The organism is Saccharopolyspora spinosa NRRL 18395, from assembly GCF_000194155.1.
Taxonomy (GTDB): domain Bacteria; phylum Actinomycetota; class Actinomycetes; order Mycobacteriales; family Pseudonocardiaceae; genus Saccharopolyspora; species Saccharopolyspora spinosa.
In genome coordinates, this window is sequence record NZ_GL877878.1 from 633,083 (window position 1) to 649,121 (window position 16,039).

Genomic DNA, 16,039 nt, shown 5'->3' on the forward strand with positions numbered 1-16,039 from the left:
ACCCGGAACAACCGAAGGTAGAACCCCACGACGCTGGCCGACCTGCCGCTTCGAGACGATCTGCGCGGCCGCAGCCCCTACGGCGCGCCGCAGCTGGACGTCTCGGTTCGGCTCAACACCAACGAGAACCCCTACCCGCCGCCGCAGGAACTCGTCGACGACTTGACCGCCGCGGTGCAGGAAGCCGCCACGGCGCTGCACCGCTACCCGGACCGGGACGCCACGGCGCTGCGCGCCGACCTCGCCGCGTACCTGACCAAGGCCACCGGCGTGCAGCTGGCGACCGAGAACCTGTGGGCGGCCAACGGTTCCAACGAGGTCCTGCAGCAGATCCTGCAGGCCTTCGGCGGGTCTGGCCGCACCGCGCTGGGCTTCGTGCCGTCTTACTCGATGCATCCGATCCTGGCGGCGGGCACCCGCACCGACTGGCTGCCCGCGCCGCGCCGCGCCGACTTCAGCCTGGACGGCGTGCAGGCCGCCCGCATCGTCGCCGAGAAGCAGCCCAACGTGGTGTTCGTGACCAGCCCGAACAACCCCACCGGGCAGTCGGTGTCGCAGGACGACCTTCGTGCGATCCTGGACGTCGCCCCCGGCGTGGTCGTGGTAGACGAGGCGTACGCCGAGTTCTCCGCCCAGCCCAGCGCGATCGAGCTGATCGGGCAGTACCCGGCGAAGGTGATCGTCAGCCGCACGATGAGCAAGGCGTTCGCGTTCGCCGGCGGTCGGCTCGGCTACCTGGCGGCGTCCCCGGCCGTGATCGACGCCCTGCTGCTGGTGCGCCTGCCGTACCACCTGTCGGTGGTCACCCAAGCCGCCGCGCGGGCGGCCCTGCGGCATGCCGAGGCCACCCTCGGTTCGGTGCAGGCACTAGTCGACGAGCGCGGGCGGGTCGTGGAAGCGTTGCGGGAGCAGGGTTTCTCGCCGGTGCCCAGCGACGCCAACTTCGTCCTCTTCGGACGGTTCGCGGACGCGCACCGCGCGTGGCAGCGCTATCTGGACGCCGACGTGCTGATCCGCGACGTCGGGATCCCCGGCCACCTGCGGGTCACCATCGGCACGCCGGAGGAGAACGACGCCTTCCTGGCGGCGAGCAAGGTCGTGAGCGAGGAGATCAGCAAGTGACATTCCAGCCCGCGACCCGGGTCGGCCGGGTCGAACGCACCACCAAGGAATCCTCGGTGCTGGTCGAGCTCGACCTCGACGGCACGGGAAAGGTCGACATCGACACCACGGTGCCGTTCTACGACCACATGCTCACCGCGCTGGGCACCCACGCCGCCTTCGACCTGAAGGTGAAGTCGACCGGCGACATCCACATCGACGCGCACCACACGGTGGAGGACACCGCGATCGTGCTCGGCCAGGCGCTGCGCCAGGCGCTCGGCGACAAGAAGGGCATCCGCCGCTTCGGCGACGCGTGGATCCCGATGGACGAGACCCTCGCGCACGCGGCGGTGGACGTATCGGGCCGCTCGTACTGCGTGATGACGGGCGAACCGGAGCAGTTCAACAGCTTCACGATCGGCGGCAACTACCCGTTCGTCCTGAACCGCCACGTGTTCGAGTCGCTGGCGTTCCACTCCCAGATCAACCTGCACACCAGGGTGATCCACGGCCGTGACCCGCACCACATCGCGGAAGCCCAGTACAAGGCGATCGCCCGAGCCCTGCGAGCAGCGGTCGAACCCGACCCCCGCTTCGCCGGCGTGGTCCCGTCCACGAAGGGCGCCCTGTAAGAGGTCGTGAGTGCGCAACCGAGCCCGGAGCACCGAGCCGGAGCCCGGGTACGCACTAACGACGCCCCACCTCAAACCGGTCGGGTAACCAGAAGCCGGTTGACGGCGTCGCGGCGGTGAGGTGCTGCCGTTCTCGCTGCGGCAGGGCGCGGAGCGCGAAGGGCGGCCGGTGTCGGACATCCAGTACCTTGGCGACCTCGACCACAGCGCCTACCACTGCTCGGTTTTCGGCTCCACCAACCCGAACCGCAACTACTTGTGGACCGGCACCACCGGCTACGAGCCGGGTAGCACCAAGCGCGCCGTCACCAACGCCGCCTACAGCTACGACCACGTCGGCTACAGCTACGACCCCGCCGGCTACGAGTGGACCACGTACCCGGAGCGGCTTGAGAAGGCCGGACTTTCCTGGCAGATCTACCAGGAGTGGGACAACTTCACCGACAACGCGGTCGAGTACTTCAAGACGTTCAAGGCGATCGGCTACAAGTTGCTCGCCTCGGTGGACGGGAACTTTCGCACCACCGAGGAGTTCTACACCGCCCTCTTCGAAAAGCCCGCCGCGGAGCAGCAGCGGCTGCTCAAGTAGCTGGAAGCCGGTCGCGCGGCGTTGACCGACGCCGAGCGCGGCCTGTTCGACCGCGCGATGTACCGCAGCGAGCCGGGTACGCCCGTCCAGCGGCTCCGCGACGACATCAATGCGAAGCGGCTGCCGAAGGTGGTCTGGCTGGCTCCGTCCGCTGTGGACTCCCTGCACCCGGGCAGCTCCACGCCGGTCGGCAGCGTTTGGGGTTTGGTGTGAACGGCCTGTTTGTGCCGTCTATTGCGGTGAACGGTCCGTTCGCGCCATCGCCCGGTAGGCGAGATGCTGGACGCCATCGCCCACCCGAAGATCTGGTCGATGACCGCGCTGCTGCTCAACTTCGACGAGAACGACGGCTTCTTCGACCACGTGCCGCCGCCGGTGCCGCCGAAGCCGGAGTCCGGCAACGGCGACGACTACTTTCGAGGGGCAGCCGATCGGGCTGCGGCTGCAATGCCGGTCCGGGCTTCGCGCACTTCACGATCTACCCGTACGCGGGAGAACTGCTCGAACCGACCCATGTGGACCTCCGCGGCGAGCAGGTGGTGGACGTGCCGGTGTCGAGCACGGCGCACCGGGCCTCACCGGCTGAGCAACCCCGAGATGTGCTGACCGCGAGGGGATTCGAGCGTAGCCCGCACGGTCACCTGGTCCGGCATCGCCTCGGTACCCTGGCCGTGGTTGAGGGGAGTGGCAATGCAGAGCTACCTGCCGATCATCCTGCTGGCGGTCGCGGCGCTGATGGCCATCGCCGGCGGCATCGGCTGGATGATCTACGGCGCACCCGGTCTCGAAAATGGCTGAAGGGCACCTTCGAACGGGTTCGTTCGGATGCTGCGCATCGTCGATCCGAGAGATTGATCAGGCGAAACGCAGCAGGGCCCGGTCCCTGCAAGAGGACCGGGCCCTGCTGCCTACGTCAGCTCTTCGTTGCGGCCGTGACCTTTTCGGGTTCTTCGTCGGCCGGGGTGGCGCCGCCGTGACCATCGTCGACGAAGGACTGCTCGTTGAACGGGCTCTCGCCCGCGAACACCTGCTTCATCTGGTCGCGGTCGATCTCCTTGGTCCACGCCCCGATGAGGACGGTCGCGACCGCGTTGCCCGCGAAGTTGGTCAGCGCCCGCGCCTCGGACATGAACCGGTCGATGCCCACGATCAGGCCGACGCCGTCCAGCAGCTCCGGCCGGTGCGACTGCAGCCCGCCGGCCAGGGTGGCCAGCCCGGCGCCGCTGACGCCCGCCGCGCCCTTCGAGGCGATCATCATGAACAGCAGCAGACCGACCTGCTCGGCCAGCGACAGCGGGTCACCCATCGCGCTCGCGATGAACAGCGACGCCATTGTCAGGTAGATCATGGTGCCGTCGAGGTTGAAGGAGTAGCCGGTCGGCACCGTGATGCCCACCACCGGCTTGCTCACCCCGAGGTGCTCCATCTTCGCGATCAGCCGCGGCAGCGCCGCCTCCGACGACGAGGTGCAGGAACTCACGTCCCAGGTAGCGCAGCAGCGAGAAGATGTTGACCCGCGCGAACGTCCACAGGACCGGGCCCAGCACCAGGAACACGAACAGCAGGCAGGTGGTGTAGAAGCCGAGCATGATCACGGCCAGGCCCTTGAGCGCCTGCACCCCGGTCGCGCCGACGACCGCGGCGATCGCACCGAACGCGCCGACCGGCGCCGCCCACATGACCATCGCCAGCATCTTGAACACCAGTCGCTGGATGTGCTCGATGCCGCGCAGGACCGGCGCGCCCTTGTCGCCCAGCGCCTGCAGCGCGAAACCGGCCAGCAACGCGACCAGCAGCGTCTGCAGCACCTGTCCCTCGGTCAACGAGGAAACGAGGGTGTGCGGGATGATCCCGAGCAGGAAGTCGGTGGTGCTTTCGGCGCCGTCACCGGCCTGCTGGGCACCCTGGCCGCGCAGCGAGTCGGTGATGTGCAGGCCCTCACCGGGGTGCAGCACGTTGCCCACCAACAGGCCGATGACCAGTGCCACCACGGACATGACCATGAAGTAGGCCAGCGCGAGGCCGCCGACCTTGCCGACCTTGGCGGCCTTCCGCACGCCGCCCACGCCGAGCACGATGGTGCAGAAGATGACCGGCGAGATCATCATCTTGATCAGGTTGACGAACCCGGTACCCAGCGGCTTGAGGGCCTTGCCGAGGTCGGGCGCGAGGAAGCCAACGGCGATCCCTGCCACGACTGCGGCGATCACCGCGATGTACAGGTAATGCGTTCGATCCCGACGGTGTGTCTGCGCAGCGTCTTTGCTTGCCACTGTTGCACTCCTACTGGGATACCGGGTCACTCGTACCAGCCGTGTCCCAGGTCACGGTCCGGCCGGAAGAGACTATCTGCGCCAGGTATCGTCTACGTCACGCTTCTGTTCATTGTGTTCACCTATCCGACACGGGTTTTTCATGCCTTCCGCCGATGACCGGAACTGGTTCGGCCGCGTCCGGCCACGCTGGAGCCTGGCCCGCCAGCTGTTCGTGCTGCAGGTGTTCGTCGTGGCCGTCGTGGTGCTCACCGGAGCCCTGCTGGCCTGGTACGACGCGGGGCGGCGCAACGAGGAGAAGGCCGCGGACAAGGTCGTCACGGTGGCCCGCGTCCTGGCCGCGCAGCCCGCGGTCCGCGACGGGCTGACCGCGCCGAACCCGACGGCCACGCTGCAGCCGCTGGCCGAACGCGTCCGGGCCGAGACCGGCGTCGATTTCATCACGATCATGTCCCCGGCCGGCATCCGCTACACGCACCCGGACCCGACGCGCATCGGGCAGCCGTTCATCGGGCACATCGAGCAGGCAGTGGCCGGGCAGGTGTTCACCGAGACCTACAGCGGCACGCTCGGCCCGTCGGTGCGCGCAGTGGTGCCGGTATACGACGACGCGCACCGGCTAGTCGGACTGGTGTCCGACGGCATCACGGTGCTGATGCTCACCGCCGAGCTGCGCGAGCGATTGACCGTGCTGGTCGTGGTCGCGGTGGGGGCGCTGCTGGTCGGCGGGCTGCTGACGTACCTGGTCAGCGCCCGGATCCGGCGCCACACCCACGGGCTGAAGCCCGCCGAGCTCAGCCGCATGTACGAGTACCACGACTCGATCCTGCACGCGGTGCGCGAGGGATTGCTGCTGGTGGCGCCGTCCGGGCAGATCACGTTGTGCAACGATGGTGCCGCTGTGTTGCTCTCGCTGGATCCCGTCGAAACCGAAGGCAAGCACGTGTCCGAGCTCGGCCTCCCGCAGTCCCTTGTGGAGACTCTCGCGACGGGGCGGGCGGTGCGCGACGAGGTCCACCTGACCGACGACCACGTGCTGCTGGTCAACGTCTCGCAGATCCGCAGCGGCGAGCGCGACCTGGGCACCGTGGTCACGCTGCGCGACCACACCGAACTGCAGGCGTTGAGCGGCGAGCTCGATTCGATGCGCGGGTTCGCCGAGTCGCTGCGCTCTGCGGCTCACGAGTCGGCGAACCGGCTGCACACCGTGGTGTCGCTGATCGAGCTGGGCCGCGCCGAGGAGGCCGTCGCGTTCGCCACCGCCGAGCTGCGGCTCGCCCAGCAGCTGACCGATCGGGTGGTCGGGGCGGTCGGTGAGTCGGTGCTCGCCGCGGTGCTGCTGGGCAAGAGCGCCGAGGCGGGGGAGCGCGGCGTGGAGGTCGTGCTGAGCGCCGACACCGAGATCGACGACGTCGATGTGGGGCACATCGACTCCCGGGACCTGGTGACCATCCTCGGGAACCTGATCGACAACGCCGTCGAGGCGACGATGGAAAGCGCGCGCCCGCGAGTGGAAGTGACCATCCGGTCCACGGAGGATGGTGTGCTGATCCGGGTCGCCGACAACGGGCCGGGGGTCGATCCAGGGAGCGCGCAGCGGGTCTTCCAGCGCGGTTGGTCGACGAAGGAGGACGGCCGCGGCCGCGGGCTCGGGCTCGCGCTGGTCGGGCAGAGCGTGCGCCGCCACCGCGGCAGCATCGACGTGCACAACGAGGGCGGCGCGGTGTTCACCGTGCTGTTGCCCGCCGGAGCGGACGTGGCGCGGTGATCTCGGTCCTCGTCGTCGAAGACGACCCGCTGGTGGGTGAGGCGCACGAGACCTATGTCAACCGGGTTTCCGGCTTCGCGGTGGCCGGCCGGGTCCGCACCGGCCAGGAAGCCCTGCGGTTCGTCGAACGCACCTCGGTCGACCTGGTACTGCTCGACCTTCGGCTGCCCGACATGGACGGGCTGCAGGTCGCGCGGGCGCTGCGCACCGCGGGCAGCAACGCCGACGTGATCGCGGTTACCTCGGCCCGCGACCTCAAGGTGGTCCGGGCCGCGGTCTCCAGCGGCGTGGTGCAGTACCTCCTCAAGCCGTTCACGTTCGCGGCTATGCGGGAGAAGCTGGAGCATTACGCGCGTTTCCGGGCCAGCCTGGGGCACGATCGGGAGGTCAACAGCCAGGCCGAGATCGACCGGGCGTTCTCCGCGCTGCGCGGCGTCGACCGGGCGGCGTTGCCGAAGGGCATGGGCGAGGAGACGCTCGGGGCGGTCGTCTCGGCGCTGCGCGCCAACCCCGAGGGAGCTCCGGCGGGTGCGGTCGGCGAAGCCGTCGGGGTGTCCCGGGTGACCGCCCGCCGCTACCTGGAATACCTGGTAAACAAGGGCATGGCCGAGCGCCGCCCGCTCTACGGCGCGGTCGGCCGCCCCGAGATGGCCTACCGCTGGATCGGCGAAGCCTGAGCTTCGCGCGGTCCGGTCAGCGGCGGTCGGCTGTGGGGCGGAGGAGGGGTGCTCCCGGGCCGAATTCCGCGAGCTTGTCGTCTGCGTTGTGCAGGGCGCAGGTGCGCAGTGAGAGGCAGCCGCAGCCGATGCAGCCGGTCAAGCGGTCGCGAAGCCGTTGCAGGCCGTCGATCCGGGCGTCCAGCTCGTCCCGCCAGCGGCGGGACAGCCGCGCCCAGTCCGCCTTGGTCGGAGCGTGGTCCTCGGGCAGCGCCGCCAGAGCCTCGGCGATCTGCTCCAGGCTCAGGCCGACCCGTTGCGCGGAGCGGATGAACGCCAACCGGCGCAGCACCGAGCGGTCGTAGCGGCGCTGGTTCCCGGAGGTCCGGGTGGTGGCGATCAGGCCGCGCTGCTCGTAGAAGCGCAGTGCGGTCTGGGCGACGCCACTGCGGTGCGCGACCTCTCCGATGGTCAACAGTTTCGGAAGCTTGGACACGTCCGCCAGGCTAGCCGAAACTTAGAGCATGGTGCAGGTATTTTCCCTTCTGCGGCCTTGACTTCCAGTGTGCTCGAAGTTCCACGCTGGTCGGTATGACGATCACCGCACCGCCGACCGGGTTCGGCTACGCCGACCTCCGGCCGCTGATGAGCGAAATGACGGGCGACGAGAAGCACTCCTTCGCCGCCACCTCCACGCTCGATGTGCTGTGGGTGCTCTACGACCAGGTCCTGTCGGTCGACCCGCAGCGCCTCGACGATCCCGACCGCGACCGCTTCCTGCTCTCCAAGGGCCACGGCCCGATGGCCTTCTACGCCGTGCTGGCGGCCAGGGGTTTCCTGGACCCGGCGGAACTCCCCCGCTTCGGCGAGTTCGACTCCCGGCTCGGCTTCCACCCGGACCGCGTGCTGGTGCCCGGCGTCGAGATCGGCAGCGGCTCGCTCGGCCACGGCCTGTCGCTCGGGCTCGGCGTGGCGCTCGGCCTGCGGGCGCAAGGCCGCGACCGGCCGCGCGTCGTCGTCCTCGTCGGCGATGCCGAACTCGACGAGGGCAGCAACCACGAGGCCATCCACGTCGCCGGCCGCTGGGGGTTGGGGCGGCTGACCACTGTCGTGGTGGACAACCGCTCGTCCAGCACCGGCTGGCCGGGCGGCATCGCCGACCGGTTCGCCCGCGAGGGCTGGGTCACGCACACCGTCGACGGCCGCGACCACGCGGCATTGCACCAGGCACTGACCGACACCCACCCGGACCGCCCGCTCGCGGTGGTCGCCGAGGTCGAGACCGAGGAGCTGTCATGACCACACTCGCCGTGGGAACGACCGAGTCGACGATGCGGGAGGCATTCGTCGACACCGTCACCGAAGCGCTCGACACCGATCCCCGGGTGGCCCTCGTGCTCGCCGAGATCTCCGCCGACCGGTTCGTCGACGCCGCCGCCCGCCACCCCGAGCGGGTGCTCAACGTCGGCATCCGGGAGCAGGCGCTGGTGAGCGTGGCCGGTGGGCTGGCGCTGACCGGGCTGCGGCCGGTGGTGCACACGATCACCCCGTTCCTCGTCGAGCGGCCCTTCGAGCAGCTCAAGCTGGACCTCAACCACCAGGGCGTCGGCGCGCTCGTGGTCAGCACCGGAGCCTCCTACGACTACCCGTCCTCGGGGCGCACGCACATGGCGCCGGGCGACGTCGCGCTGATCGACACGCTGCCCGGCTGGACCGTGCAAATCCCCGGCCACCCGGCCGAGGCCGAAGCGCTGCTGCGGTCCGCGCTGCCCGGGGACGATCTCGTCTACCTGCGGCTTTCCGAGCGCGTCAACGCCGAGCCGTGGGTGACCGGGCCGGGCTGGCGCACCATCCGGCGCGGCAGCCGGGGCGTGGTGCTCGCCGTCGGCCCGATGCTCGGCCCGGTCCTGGCCGCGACCGCGACGCTCGACATGACCGTGCTCTACACCGCCACCATCCGGCCGTTCGACGCCGCCGGGCTGCGCGAAGCGGTGCGGTCGGCGACCGCCGACGTGGTGCTGGTGGAGCCCTACCTGCGCGGCACGTCGACGCACGCGGTCAACGACGCGCTCGCCGACACGCCGCACCGGGTGCTGGCGCTGGGCGTCCGCCGCGAGGTGGAACTGCGGGCCTACGGCACGGCCGACGAACACGAAGCAGCGCACGGCCTTGGCCCGACCGGCATCGGCGCGGCGGTGCGGAACTTCCTGGACGCTGCGGCGAGGTGACCTGCGCCGCCCGCGACGTGGCCTGATGCGCCATCCCGGTAGCCTAGGGCCGTGGCACGAGTCGTCATCTTGGACTATGGATCAGGCAACCTCCGCTCCGCCGAACGCGCGCTCCAACGCGTCGGGGCCGACGTCGAGGTGACCGCCGACCATCGTGCCGCGATGGAGGCAGACGGGCTGGTCGTACCGGGTGTCGGGGCGTTCGCCGCGTGCATGGCGGGCCTGCTCCACGTCGGCGGGGACAAGATCATCGACCACCGGCTGGCCGGCGACCGCCCCGTTCTGGGGATCTGCGTCGGCATGCAGGTGCTCTTCGACGAGGGCGTCGAGCACGGCATGCAGGCCAACGGCTGCGGCCAGTGGCCGGGCACCGTCGAGCGACTGCAGGCCGACATCCTGCCGCACATGGGCTGGAACGAGGTGCAGCCGCCAGCGGGCAGCACCCTGTTCGCCGGGATCGAGCCGGGCACCCGGTTCTACTTCGTGCACTCCTTCGGCGTCCGCAAGTGGCAGCTGCCGCCGTCGGACGCGATCGCGCCGCCGCTGGTGACCTGGGCCGAGCACGGCGAACCGTTCGTCGCCGCAGTGGAGAACGGGCCGCTGACGGCGACCCAGTTCCACCCGGAGAAGTCTGGGGAGGCGGGCGCCCAGCTGCTGCGGAACTGGCTGGACAGCCTGTGACGCGGCGGCACGGCCTGCTGGGGCCGCGAGCGGTCCGGGTGATCGCCCTGGTCCTGGCGTTGGGGATGATCGCGGGTCTCGGCGCGCCCTACCTGCTGCAGGCCGGGGTGCCGCTGTGGGCGGTGCTGCTGCTAGTGCTGATCGTGCTTGCGGTGCCCGTCGTCGCCGTGGCCCGAGGCGACCGCACCCGCCGCTGAGCAGGGCAGGGGCGGCGTCGTAGGGTTGGGGCGTGACTTTCACGCTACTTCCCGCTGTTGACGTTGCCGACGGTCAGGCAGTCCGCCTCGTGCAGGGTGCCGCCGGTACCGAGACCTCCTACGGAGATCCGCTGGAGGCCGCGCTGGCCTGGCAGCGCGCGGGGGCGGAGTGGATCCATCTGGTCGACCTGGACGCCGCGTTCGGCCGGGGCTCGAACCGGGCGCTGCTGGCCGAGGTGACCGGCAAGCTCGACGTGCAGGTGGAGCTCTCCGGTGGCATCCGCGACGACGCCTCGCTGGAGGCCGCGCTGGCCACCGGCTGCGTGCGGGTGAACCTCGGCACCGCCGCGCTGGAGAACCCGAAGTGGGCGGACCGGGTGGTCGCCGAGTACGGCGAGCGGGTCGCGGTCGGGCTGGACGTGCGGATCACCGAGCAGGGCCACCGGCTGGCCGCGCGCGGCTGGACCAAGGACGGCGGCGACCTGTGGGAGGTGCTGGCCCGGCTGGACGCCGCCGGTTGCCGCCGCTACGTGGTCACCGACGTCAGCAAGGACGGCACGCTGCAGGGGCCGAACGTCGCGCTGTTGCGCGAGGTCTGCGCCCGTACCGAAGCGCCGGTGATCGCCTCCGGCGGTGTGTCCAGTGTGGACGACCTGGTGGAGCTGTCGAAGCTCGCGCCGGTTGGGCTGGAGGGCTCGATCGTCGGAAAGGCGCTCTACGCCCAGAACTTCACGCTCGAAGAGGCCCTCGCCGCCGTGCGCTGAGCGCCCGGACAGCCCGGGTCACCGCACCGCACGGCCGTGTCTCTACCCTGGAGACATGGCCGTTGCGGTGCGTGTGATCCCCTGCCTGGACGTCGATCAGGGGCGGGTCGTCAAAGGTGTCAACTTCACCAACCTCAGGGACGCCGGCGACCCGGTGGAGCTTGCCCGCGCTTACGACGCGGAGGGCGCCGACGAGCTCACTTTCCTCGACGTCACGGCGTCCTCGGCGGACCGGGAGACGACCTTCGACGTGGTCCGCCGCACCGCCGAGCAGGTGTTCATCCCGCTGACCGTCGGCGGCGGCGTGCGCAGCACCGACGACATCGACCGGCTGCTGCGCGCCGGGGCGGACAAGGTCAGCCTGAACACGGCGGCGATCGCCCGGCCAGAGCTGCTCAGCGAGGCCTCGCAGCGCTACGGCGCCCAGTGCATCGTGCTGTCCGTCGACGCGCGGCGCGTGCCCGAAGGCGGCCAGCCGACGCAGTCCGGCTACGAGGTCACCACGCACGGCGGTCGGCGCGGCACCGGGATCTGCGCCGTGGAGTGGGCCGCGAAGGGCCAGATCCTGCTGAACTCGATGGACGCCGACGGCACCAAGGCCGGTTTCGACCTGGAGATGATCCGCGCGGTGCGCGAGGTCGTCGACGTGCCGTTGATCGCCAGCGGCGGGGCCGGCGCGGTCGAGCACTTCGCCCCCGCGGTGCGCGCCGGGGCCGACGCGGTGCTGGCCGCCAGCGTGTTCCACTTCGGACAGCTGCGGATCGGCGAGGTCAAGGACGCCATGCGGGCGGAAGGGATCACGGTTCGATGAGCGGTCTGGACCCGGCGATCGCGGCTCGGCTCAAGCGCAACCCGGACGGGCTCGTCGCGGCGGTCGCACAGCAGCGCGGCACCGGCGAGGTGCTGATGATGGCGTGGATGGACGACGAGGCCCTGCACCGCACCCTCGCCACCCGCCGCGGCACCTACTACTCCCGCAGCCGCCAGCAGTACTGGATCAAGGGCGAGACCTCCGGCCACACCCAGTACGTGCACGAGGTCCGCCTGGACTGCGACGGCGACACGATCCTGCTGGTCGTCGACCAGGAAGGCGCGGCCTGCCACACCGGCGACCACACCTGCTTCGACGCGGACGTGCTGCTCGAAGCGGAAGGCTGACGGTCACCGGCCCGAGATGTCGCCGGTGAGGTAGCGCTGGAGGTTGGGGCCGATCGCTGACACGACGGTGTCATGGTCGGCCGAGGCCAGCGGCTCCAGGTGGACGACGTAGCGGGCCATTCCCAGCCCAACGATCTGCGACCCGCACAGCGCCGCGCGCAGCTCCGGCTGGTCCACGCCCAGCACCTTGATCAGCCGGTTGAACATCACGTTCTGGATGAACTCCCGGAGCATCGCCACCGCGTTCTCGTTGGCCGCGATGCTGCGGACCAGGGCCGCGAACTGGCCGCCCTCCGCGTTGTCCCACACGGTCAGGAACCGCCGCAGCAACCGCTCGGCCAGCTGCTCCAGATCGCCCGCCAGCAACTCCGGCACCACCTCAGCCGGGTTGATCGGGATGTGCACCGCCGCGGTGAACAGCCCCTCCTTGCCGCCGAACCAGTGGTTGACCATCGCCGGATCGACCCCGGCCCGGCCCGCGATGGCGCGCACCGTCGCCGAGTCGTAGCCCTGCTCGGTGAACACCTCGCGCGCCGCCGCGAGCAGCGCAGCCCTGGTGTCGGCTCCGCTGCGCCGCCGCCCGCGGCGCTTCGGCTCGGTTCCGCTCTGGTCGATTCCACTGCTCACCCGCCCATCCTGGCTGCCGCAGCGGCCCGGGGGCAAAGCGGTGCGGAGGTCCCGCGCGGACCGGAACGGGTGGGCGGCACAATGACGACATGGTCGGCGACGGTGAAATCGGCACTATCAGCCCTGGACGCGAGGAGTTCCGCGCCCTGGCGGCGGACCGCCGGGTGATCCCGGTGGTGCGGCGGTTGCTCGCGGACGACGAGACCCCGCTCGGGGTGTACCGCAAGCTCGCCGGGGACCGCCCCGGAACGTTCCTCTTCGAGTCCGCCGAGAACGGTCGTTCCTGGTCGCGATGGTCCTTCGTGGGTGCGCACTGCGCGGCCGCGCTGACCGTCCGCGACGGCCAAGCGCACTGGACGGGCAAGCCGCCGGTGGGGCTGCCGGACGGCGGCGACCCGCTGCAGGCGCTGCGCGAGACGGTCCGGCTGCTGCACACCGATCCGCTGCCCGGGCTGCCGCCGCTGACCGGCGGCATGGTCGGCTACCTCGGCTACGACGCGGTCCGCCGGCTGGAGCGGCTGCCGAACCTGACCGAGGACGACCTGCAGATCCCCGAGATGGTGATGCTGCTGGCCACCGACCTCGCCGCGCTGGACCACCACGAGGGCAGCATCACGCTCATCGCCAACGCGGTGAACTGGGACGACAGCCCGGAGGGCGTGGACGCGGCCTACGACGACGCGGTTCGCCGGCTGGACGAGATGACCGAGCGGCTGTGCACCCTGGCCGCGCCCACGATCGCCTCGTTCTCCCGGCCGAGCCCGCAGTTCGTCCGGCGGCGCCAGCCCGACGAGCACTACGCGGCGGTGGAAAAGGCCAAGGAGGCGATCCGGGACGGCGAGGCGTTCCAGGTCGTGGTCTCGCAGCGTTTCGAGATGACGACCAGCGCAGACGCACTCGACATCTACCGGGTCCTGCGCACGACGAACCCCAGCCCGTACATGTACCTGCTGCGGCTGGAGGCACCGGACGGCGGCGCGCCGTTCGACATCGTCGGCTCCAGCCCCGAATCGCTGGTCACGGTGCGCGACGGGCAGGCGACCACGCACCCGATCGCCGGAACCCGCTGGCGGGGTGCCGACGAGGACGAGGACGCGCTGCTGGAGAAGGAGCTCATCAACGACGATAAGGAGCGCGCCGAGCACCTGATGCTCGTCGACCTCGGCCGCAACGACCTGGGCCGGGTCTGCAAGCCGGGTTCGGTGCACGTCGTCGACTTCTTCCGCATCGAGCGCTACAGCCACGTCATGCACATCGTGTCCACCGTGACCGGGCAGCTCGCCGAAGGGCGTACGGCGTTCGACGCGATCGCCGCGTGCTTCCCGGCGGGCACGCTCTCCGGCGCGCCGAAGCCGCGCGCGCTGGAGTTGATCGAGGAGCTGGAGCCGACCCGGCGCGCCCAGTACGGCGGCGTCGTGGGCTACCTGGACTTCGCCGGCGACGCCGACACCGCGATCGCGATCCGCACCGCGCTGGTGCGCGACGGCACCGCGTACGTGCAGGCCGGCGGCGGCATCGTGGCCGACTCCGACCCGGTTGCCGAGGACCAGGAGTGCCTGAACAAAGCGCGCGCGGTGCTCAACGCAGTGGCGACGGCGGAGACGCTGTCGCCGCCGACCAGCGATCAGGCGGCGGGGGAGCGAGTTGACCACCGAGCCGGGATCTGAGACGACAGCGCCGCCCGCGCGGTCGAAGGGCCTGCTGTGGTCGGTGGTGCTGCTGGCGCTGGTCGCAGCCGGATTGCTGTGGGGTGCCAGCGCGCTCACCTGGCTTGGCCAGCGCTACCGCACGCCGTTCGGCACCGAGGTCACGGGCGGGTTCACCGGCGAGGACCTGCGCCCGGAACTGGTGCCGATGGCGCTCGCGGCACTCGCCGCCGTCGCGGCGGTGCTGGCAACCGGCGGGGTGTTCCGGCGCGTGGTGGGCGTCCTCATCGCGGTCGCGGGCGGCCTGCTGGTCTGGCGGGCGGTCGAGCTCTACACCTCCGGCTGGTTCGCGACCGGGAAGCCCGACGACGTGCCGCCGGGCAGCACGCCGATCGGTGAGCTGCTCAGCCAGCCGTACGGGCCGCTGCTGATGGCAGCGGGCGCGCTGCTGCTGTTCGTCGCCGGGCTGCTGGTGGCGTTCCGCGCGGGCAGAATGCCTGCGATGGGTGCGAAATATTCGGCTCCGGGTGCCGCGAAGCAGGAATCCCACGATCCGGACCGCCAGATGTGGAACGACTTGGACGCCGGGCGCGATCCAACTGACGACCAGGATCGTTGAACGTATTTCAAATTCACCGAGGGGTGGAAAAGCCAGTTCGGGACGGTTCCGAACGGGTGCCCGACCATGCCACCAGGGCCGAAGGTCCTTGTTGTGCAGGGACGTTGGGCCACCCCCTTGGTGGGACCGGTGGCCGGTGAGGTTTAGCATCGGCCATGCGACGGCACGGCGGGAAGGGGAGTGTCGTGATCGAGCGCAATGAGTTCATCTGCGCATCCAGTTGTTTGCGGACCGACGTGAAGGTGAGTGTGCGGGGCACGGCCTGCGAGGTGTTCGCGTGACCGTTCTGGAATCCATCATCGAAGGTGTTCGCGAAGATCTTGCAGTTCGCGAATCCGCGATCCCCTTCGACGAGATCAAGCAGTTGTCAGCTGCCGCGGCGCCGCCGCACGACGTGCTCGCCGCGCTGCGGGCGCCGGGCGTGGGCGTCATCGCGGAGGTGAAGCGGCGCAGCCCGTCCAAGGGCGAGCTGGCAGAGATCGGCGAGCCGGCCGATCTCGCCGCCGACTACGCCGCCGCAGGTGCGCGCGTGATCAGCGTGCTCACCGAGCAGCGCCGCTTCGGCGGCACGCTGGCCGACTTCGACGCGGTCCGCGCCAGGGTCAACACGCCCCTGCTGCGCAAGGACTTCATCATCAGCCCGTACCAGGTGCACGAGGCCCGGGCGCATGGCGCGGACATGGTGCTGCTCATCGTGGCGGCCCTGGAGCAGAACGCGCTGGAAGCGCTGCTGGACCGGGTCGAGTCCCTGGGCATGACCGCGCTCGTCGAGGTGCACACCGCCGAGGAAGCCGACCGCGCGCTGGAGGCCGGCGCGAAAGTAATTGGCATCAACGCGCGCAACCTGCATACGCTCGAAGTCGACCGCGACGTGTTCGGCCGGATCGCTCCGGGACTGCCGCAGGAGATCCTCAAGATCGCCGAGTCCGGGGTCCGCGGGCCGAGCGACCTGATGGCCTACGCGGGGTCCGGTGCGGACGCGGTGCTGGTCGGCGAGGGCCTGGTGACCAGCGACAATCCCAAGACGGCCGTCACCCAGCTGGTGACCGCCGGGTCGCACCCCGCGTGCCCGCGGCCGAGCCGGTAGTCGGACCGGT

At 70.4% G+C, this 16,039-nt stretch carries 19 protein-coding genes and 1 pseudogene; 17 read left to right on the top strand and 3 right to left on the bottom strand.

The features are described from left to right. The first annotated feature begins 33 nt into the window (after window positions 1-33). From SSPN_RS0103115 to SSPN_RS62430, 5 genes are all read left to right on the top strand, one after another. Complete coding sequence (locus SSPN_RS0103115; protein ID WP_029534921.1) at window positions 34-1,122, top strand: histidinol-phosphate transaminase; 1,089 nt, start codon at window positions 34-36, stop codon at window positions 1,120-1,122. Then, window positions 1,119-1,736 carry an imidazoleglycerol-phosphate dehydratase HisB gene (gene hisB, locus SSPN_RS0103120; protein ID WP_010306722.1) on the top strand — a complete coding sequence of 206 codons (618 nt, stop codon included), beginning with the start codon at window positions 1,119-1,121 and terminating at the stop codon, window positions 1,734-1,736. The genes SSPN_RS0103115 and hisB overlap by 4 nt, the downstream gene beginning before the upstream one ends. A gap of 121 nt (window positions 1,737-1,857) precedes the next feature. After that, window positions 1,858-2,325, top strand: coding sequence for an alkaline phosphatase family protein (locus tag SSPN_RS62420; RefSeq protein WP_029534922.1), 468 nt, complete (start codon window positions 1,858-1,860; stop codon window positions 2,323-2,325). Between the two features lie 21 nt (window positions 2,326-2,346). Next, a complete protein-coding gene (locus SSPN_RS62425; protein WP_029534923.1) occupies window positions 2,347-2,538 on the top strand; it encodes a hypothetical protein in 192 nt (63 codons plus the stop codon). Window positions 2,539-2,601: 63 nt separating this feature from the next. Further along, a complete protein-coding gene (locus SSPN_RS62430; RefSeq protein WP_010306725.1) occupies window positions 2,602-2,931 on the top strand; it encodes an alkaline phosphatase family protein in 330 nt (109 codons plus the stop codon). A 307-nt stretch (window positions 2,932-3,238) separates the two neighbouring features. On the opposite strand, the pseudogene SSPN_RS42235 reads toward SSPN_RS62430, so the two are convergent. Continuing rightward, window positions 3,239-4,598, bottom strand: a pseudogene (locus SSPN_RS42235) (cation:dicarboxylate symporter family transporter). Between the two features lie 142 nt (window positions 4,599-4,740). On the opposite strand from SSPN_RS42235, the gene SSPN_RS0103150 reads away from it, so the two are divergent. Continuing rightward, window positions 4,741-6,366 carry a sensor histidine kinase gene (locus SSPN_RS0103150; RefSeq protein ID WP_010306734.1) on the top strand — a complete coding sequence of 542 codons (1,626 nt, stop codon included), beginning with the start codon at window positions 4,741-4,743 and terminating at the stop codon, window positions 6,364-6,366. Then, a complete protein-coding gene (locus SSPN_RS0103155) occupies window positions 6,363-7,043 on the top strand; it encodes a response regulator (protein WP_010306740.1) in 681 nt (226 codons plus the stop codon). Before SSPN_RS0103150 ends, SSPN_RS0103155 begins: the two co-directional genes overlap by 4 nt. A 16-nt stretch (window positions 7,044-7,059) precedes the next feature. Here SSPN_RS0103155 and soxR read toward each other — a convergent pair whose 3' ends face one another. Then, entirely contained in the window at window positions 7,060-7,518 is a 459-nt protein-coding gene (soxR, locus tag SSPN_RS0103160; RefSeq protein ID WP_010306742.1) for a redox-sensitive transcriptional activator SoxR, read from the bottom strand. A gap of 95 nt (window positions 7,519-7,613) precedes the next feature. On the opposite strand from soxR, the gene SSPN_RS0103165 reads away from it, so the two are divergent. From SSPN_RS0103165 to hisI, 7 genes are read left to right on the top strand one after another with little or no spacing between them, the layout of a single operon-like run. Then, a complete protein-coding gene (locus tag SSPN_RS0103165) occupies window positions 7,614-8,321 on the top strand; it encodes a thiamine pyrophosphate-dependent enzyme (protein WP_010306745.1) in 708 nt (235 codons plus the stop codon). Continuing rightward, complete coding sequence (locus tag SSPN_RS0103170) at window positions 8,318-9,250, top strand: transketolase family protein (RefSeq protein WP_010306749.1); 933 nt, start codon at window positions 8,318-8,320, stop codon at window positions 9,248-9,250. The genes SSPN_RS0103165 and SSPN_RS0103170 overlap by 4 nt, the downstream gene beginning before the upstream one ends. A gap of 51 nt (window positions 9,251-9,301) precedes the next feature. Next, window positions 9,302-9,931, top strand: coding sequence for an imidazole glycerol phosphate synthase subunit HisH (hisH, locus tag SSPN_RS0103175; protein ID WP_029534925.1), 630 nt, complete (start codon window positions 9,302-9,304; stop codon window positions 9,929-9,931). Further along, window positions 9,928-10,128: a hypothetical protein gene (locus tag SSPN_RS0103180; RefSeq protein WP_010306755.1), complete on the top strand. Its 201-nt coding sequence runs from the start codon at window positions 9,928-9,930 to the stop codon at window positions 10,126-10,128. Before hisH ends, SSPN_RS0103180 begins: the two co-directional genes overlap by 4 nt. Before the next feature lie 32 nt (window positions 10,129-10,160). After that, window positions 10,161-10,892, top strand: a complete 732-nt coding sequence (gene priA, locus SSPN_RS0103185) for a bifunctional 1-(5-phosphoribosyl)-5-((5-phosphoribosylamino)methylideneamino)imidazole-4-carboxamide isomerase/phosphoribosylanthranilate isomerase PriA (RefSeq protein ID WP_010306756.1) — start codon at window positions 10,161-10,163, stop codon at window positions 10,890-10,892. 55 nt (window positions 10,893-10,947) lie between these two features. Further along, the gene (gene hisF / locus SSPN_RS0103190) at window positions 10,948-11,703 is read left to right on the top strand and encodes an imidazole glycerol phosphate synthase subunit HisF (RefSeq protein ID WP_010306759.1); all 756 of its coding nucleotides are present in this window, start codon (window positions 10,948-10,950) and stop codon (window positions 11,701-11,703) included. Then, on the top strand, window positions 11,700-12,050 hold the full coding sequence (gene hisI, locus SSPN_RS0103195; RefSeq protein ID WP_010306762.1) for a phosphoribosyl-AMP cyclohydrolase: 351 nt from the start codon (window positions 11,700-11,702) through the stop codon (window positions 12,048-12,050). The genes hisF and hisI overlap by 4 nt, the downstream gene beginning before the upstream one ends. Window positions 12,051-12,053: 3 nt before the next feature. Here hisI and SSPN_RS42240 read toward each other — a convergent pair whose 3' ends face one another. After that, window positions 12,054-12,677 (bottom strand): TetR/AcrR family transcriptional regulator, encoded by a 624-nt coding sequence (locus SSPN_RS42240; RefSeq protein ID WP_010306766.1) that lies wholly within the window; start codon window positions 12,675-12,677, stop codon window positions 12,054-12,056. An 89-nt stretch (window positions 12,678-12,766) separates the two neighbouring features. Between SSPN_RS42240 and SSPN_RS0103210 the strand changes: the two genes are divergently transcribed. From SSPN_RS0103210 to trpC, 3 genes are all read left to right on the top strand, one after another. Then, window positions 12,767-14,344 carry an anthranilate synthase component I gene (locus tag SSPN_RS0103210; RefSeq protein ID WP_010306769.1) on the top strand — a complete coding sequence of 526 codons (1,578 nt, stop codon included), beginning with the start codon at window positions 12,767-12,769 and terminating at the stop codon, window positions 14,342-14,344. Then, the gene (locus tag SSPN_RS0103215; RefSeq protein ID WP_010306771.1) at window positions 14,322-14,942 is read left to right on the top strand and encodes a Trp biosynthesis-associated membrane protein; all 621 of its coding nucleotides are present in this window, start codon (window positions 14,322-14,324) and stop codon (window positions 14,940-14,942) included. The genes SSPN_RS0103210 and SSPN_RS0103215 overlap by 23 nt, the downstream gene beginning before the upstream one ends. Before the next feature lie 277 nt (window positions 14,943-15,219). Next, on the top strand, window positions 15,220-16,029 hold the full coding sequence (trpC, locus tag SSPN_RS0103225; RefSeq protein ID WP_010306780.1) for an indole-3-glycerol phosphate synthase TrpC: 810 nt from the start codon (window positions 15,220-15,222) through the stop codon (window positions 16,027-16,029). The last annotated feature ends 10 nt before the right edge of the window (window positions 16,030-16,039 follow it).

What these genes read in the sequence shown, in the direction of transcription:
- SSPN_RS0103170 (WP_010306749.1), top strand. Translation starts at nt 8,318, where the DNA reads ATGACCACACTCGCCGTGGGAACGACCGAGTCGACGATGCGGGAGGCA.
- SSPN_RS0103150 (WP_010306734.1), top strand. Translation starts at nt 4,741, where the DNA reads ATGCCTTCCGCCGATGACCGGAACTGGTTCGGCCGCGTCCGGCCACGC.
- SSPN_RS0103210 (WP_010306769.1), top strand. Translation starts at nt 12,767, where the DNA reads ATGGTCGGCGACGGTGAAATCGGCACTATCAGCCCTGGACGCGAGGAG.
- SSPN_RS0103165 (WP_010306745.1), top strand. Translation starts at nt 7,614, where the DNA reads ATGACGATCACCGCACCGCCGACCGGGTTCGGCTACGCCGACCTCCGG.
- SSPN_RS62430 (WP_010306725.1), top strand. Translation starts at nt 2,602, where the DNA reads ATGCTGGACGCCATCGCCCACCCGAAGATCTGGTCGATGACCGCGCTG.
- hisF (WP_010306759.1), top strand. Translation starts at nt 10,948, where the DNA reads ATGGCCGTTGCGGTGCGTGTGATCCCCTGCCTGGACGTCGATCAGGGG.
- hisI (WP_010306762.1), top strand. Translation starts at nt 11,700, where the DNA reads ATGAGCGGTCTGGACCCGGCGATCGCGGCTCGGCTCAAGCGCAACCCG.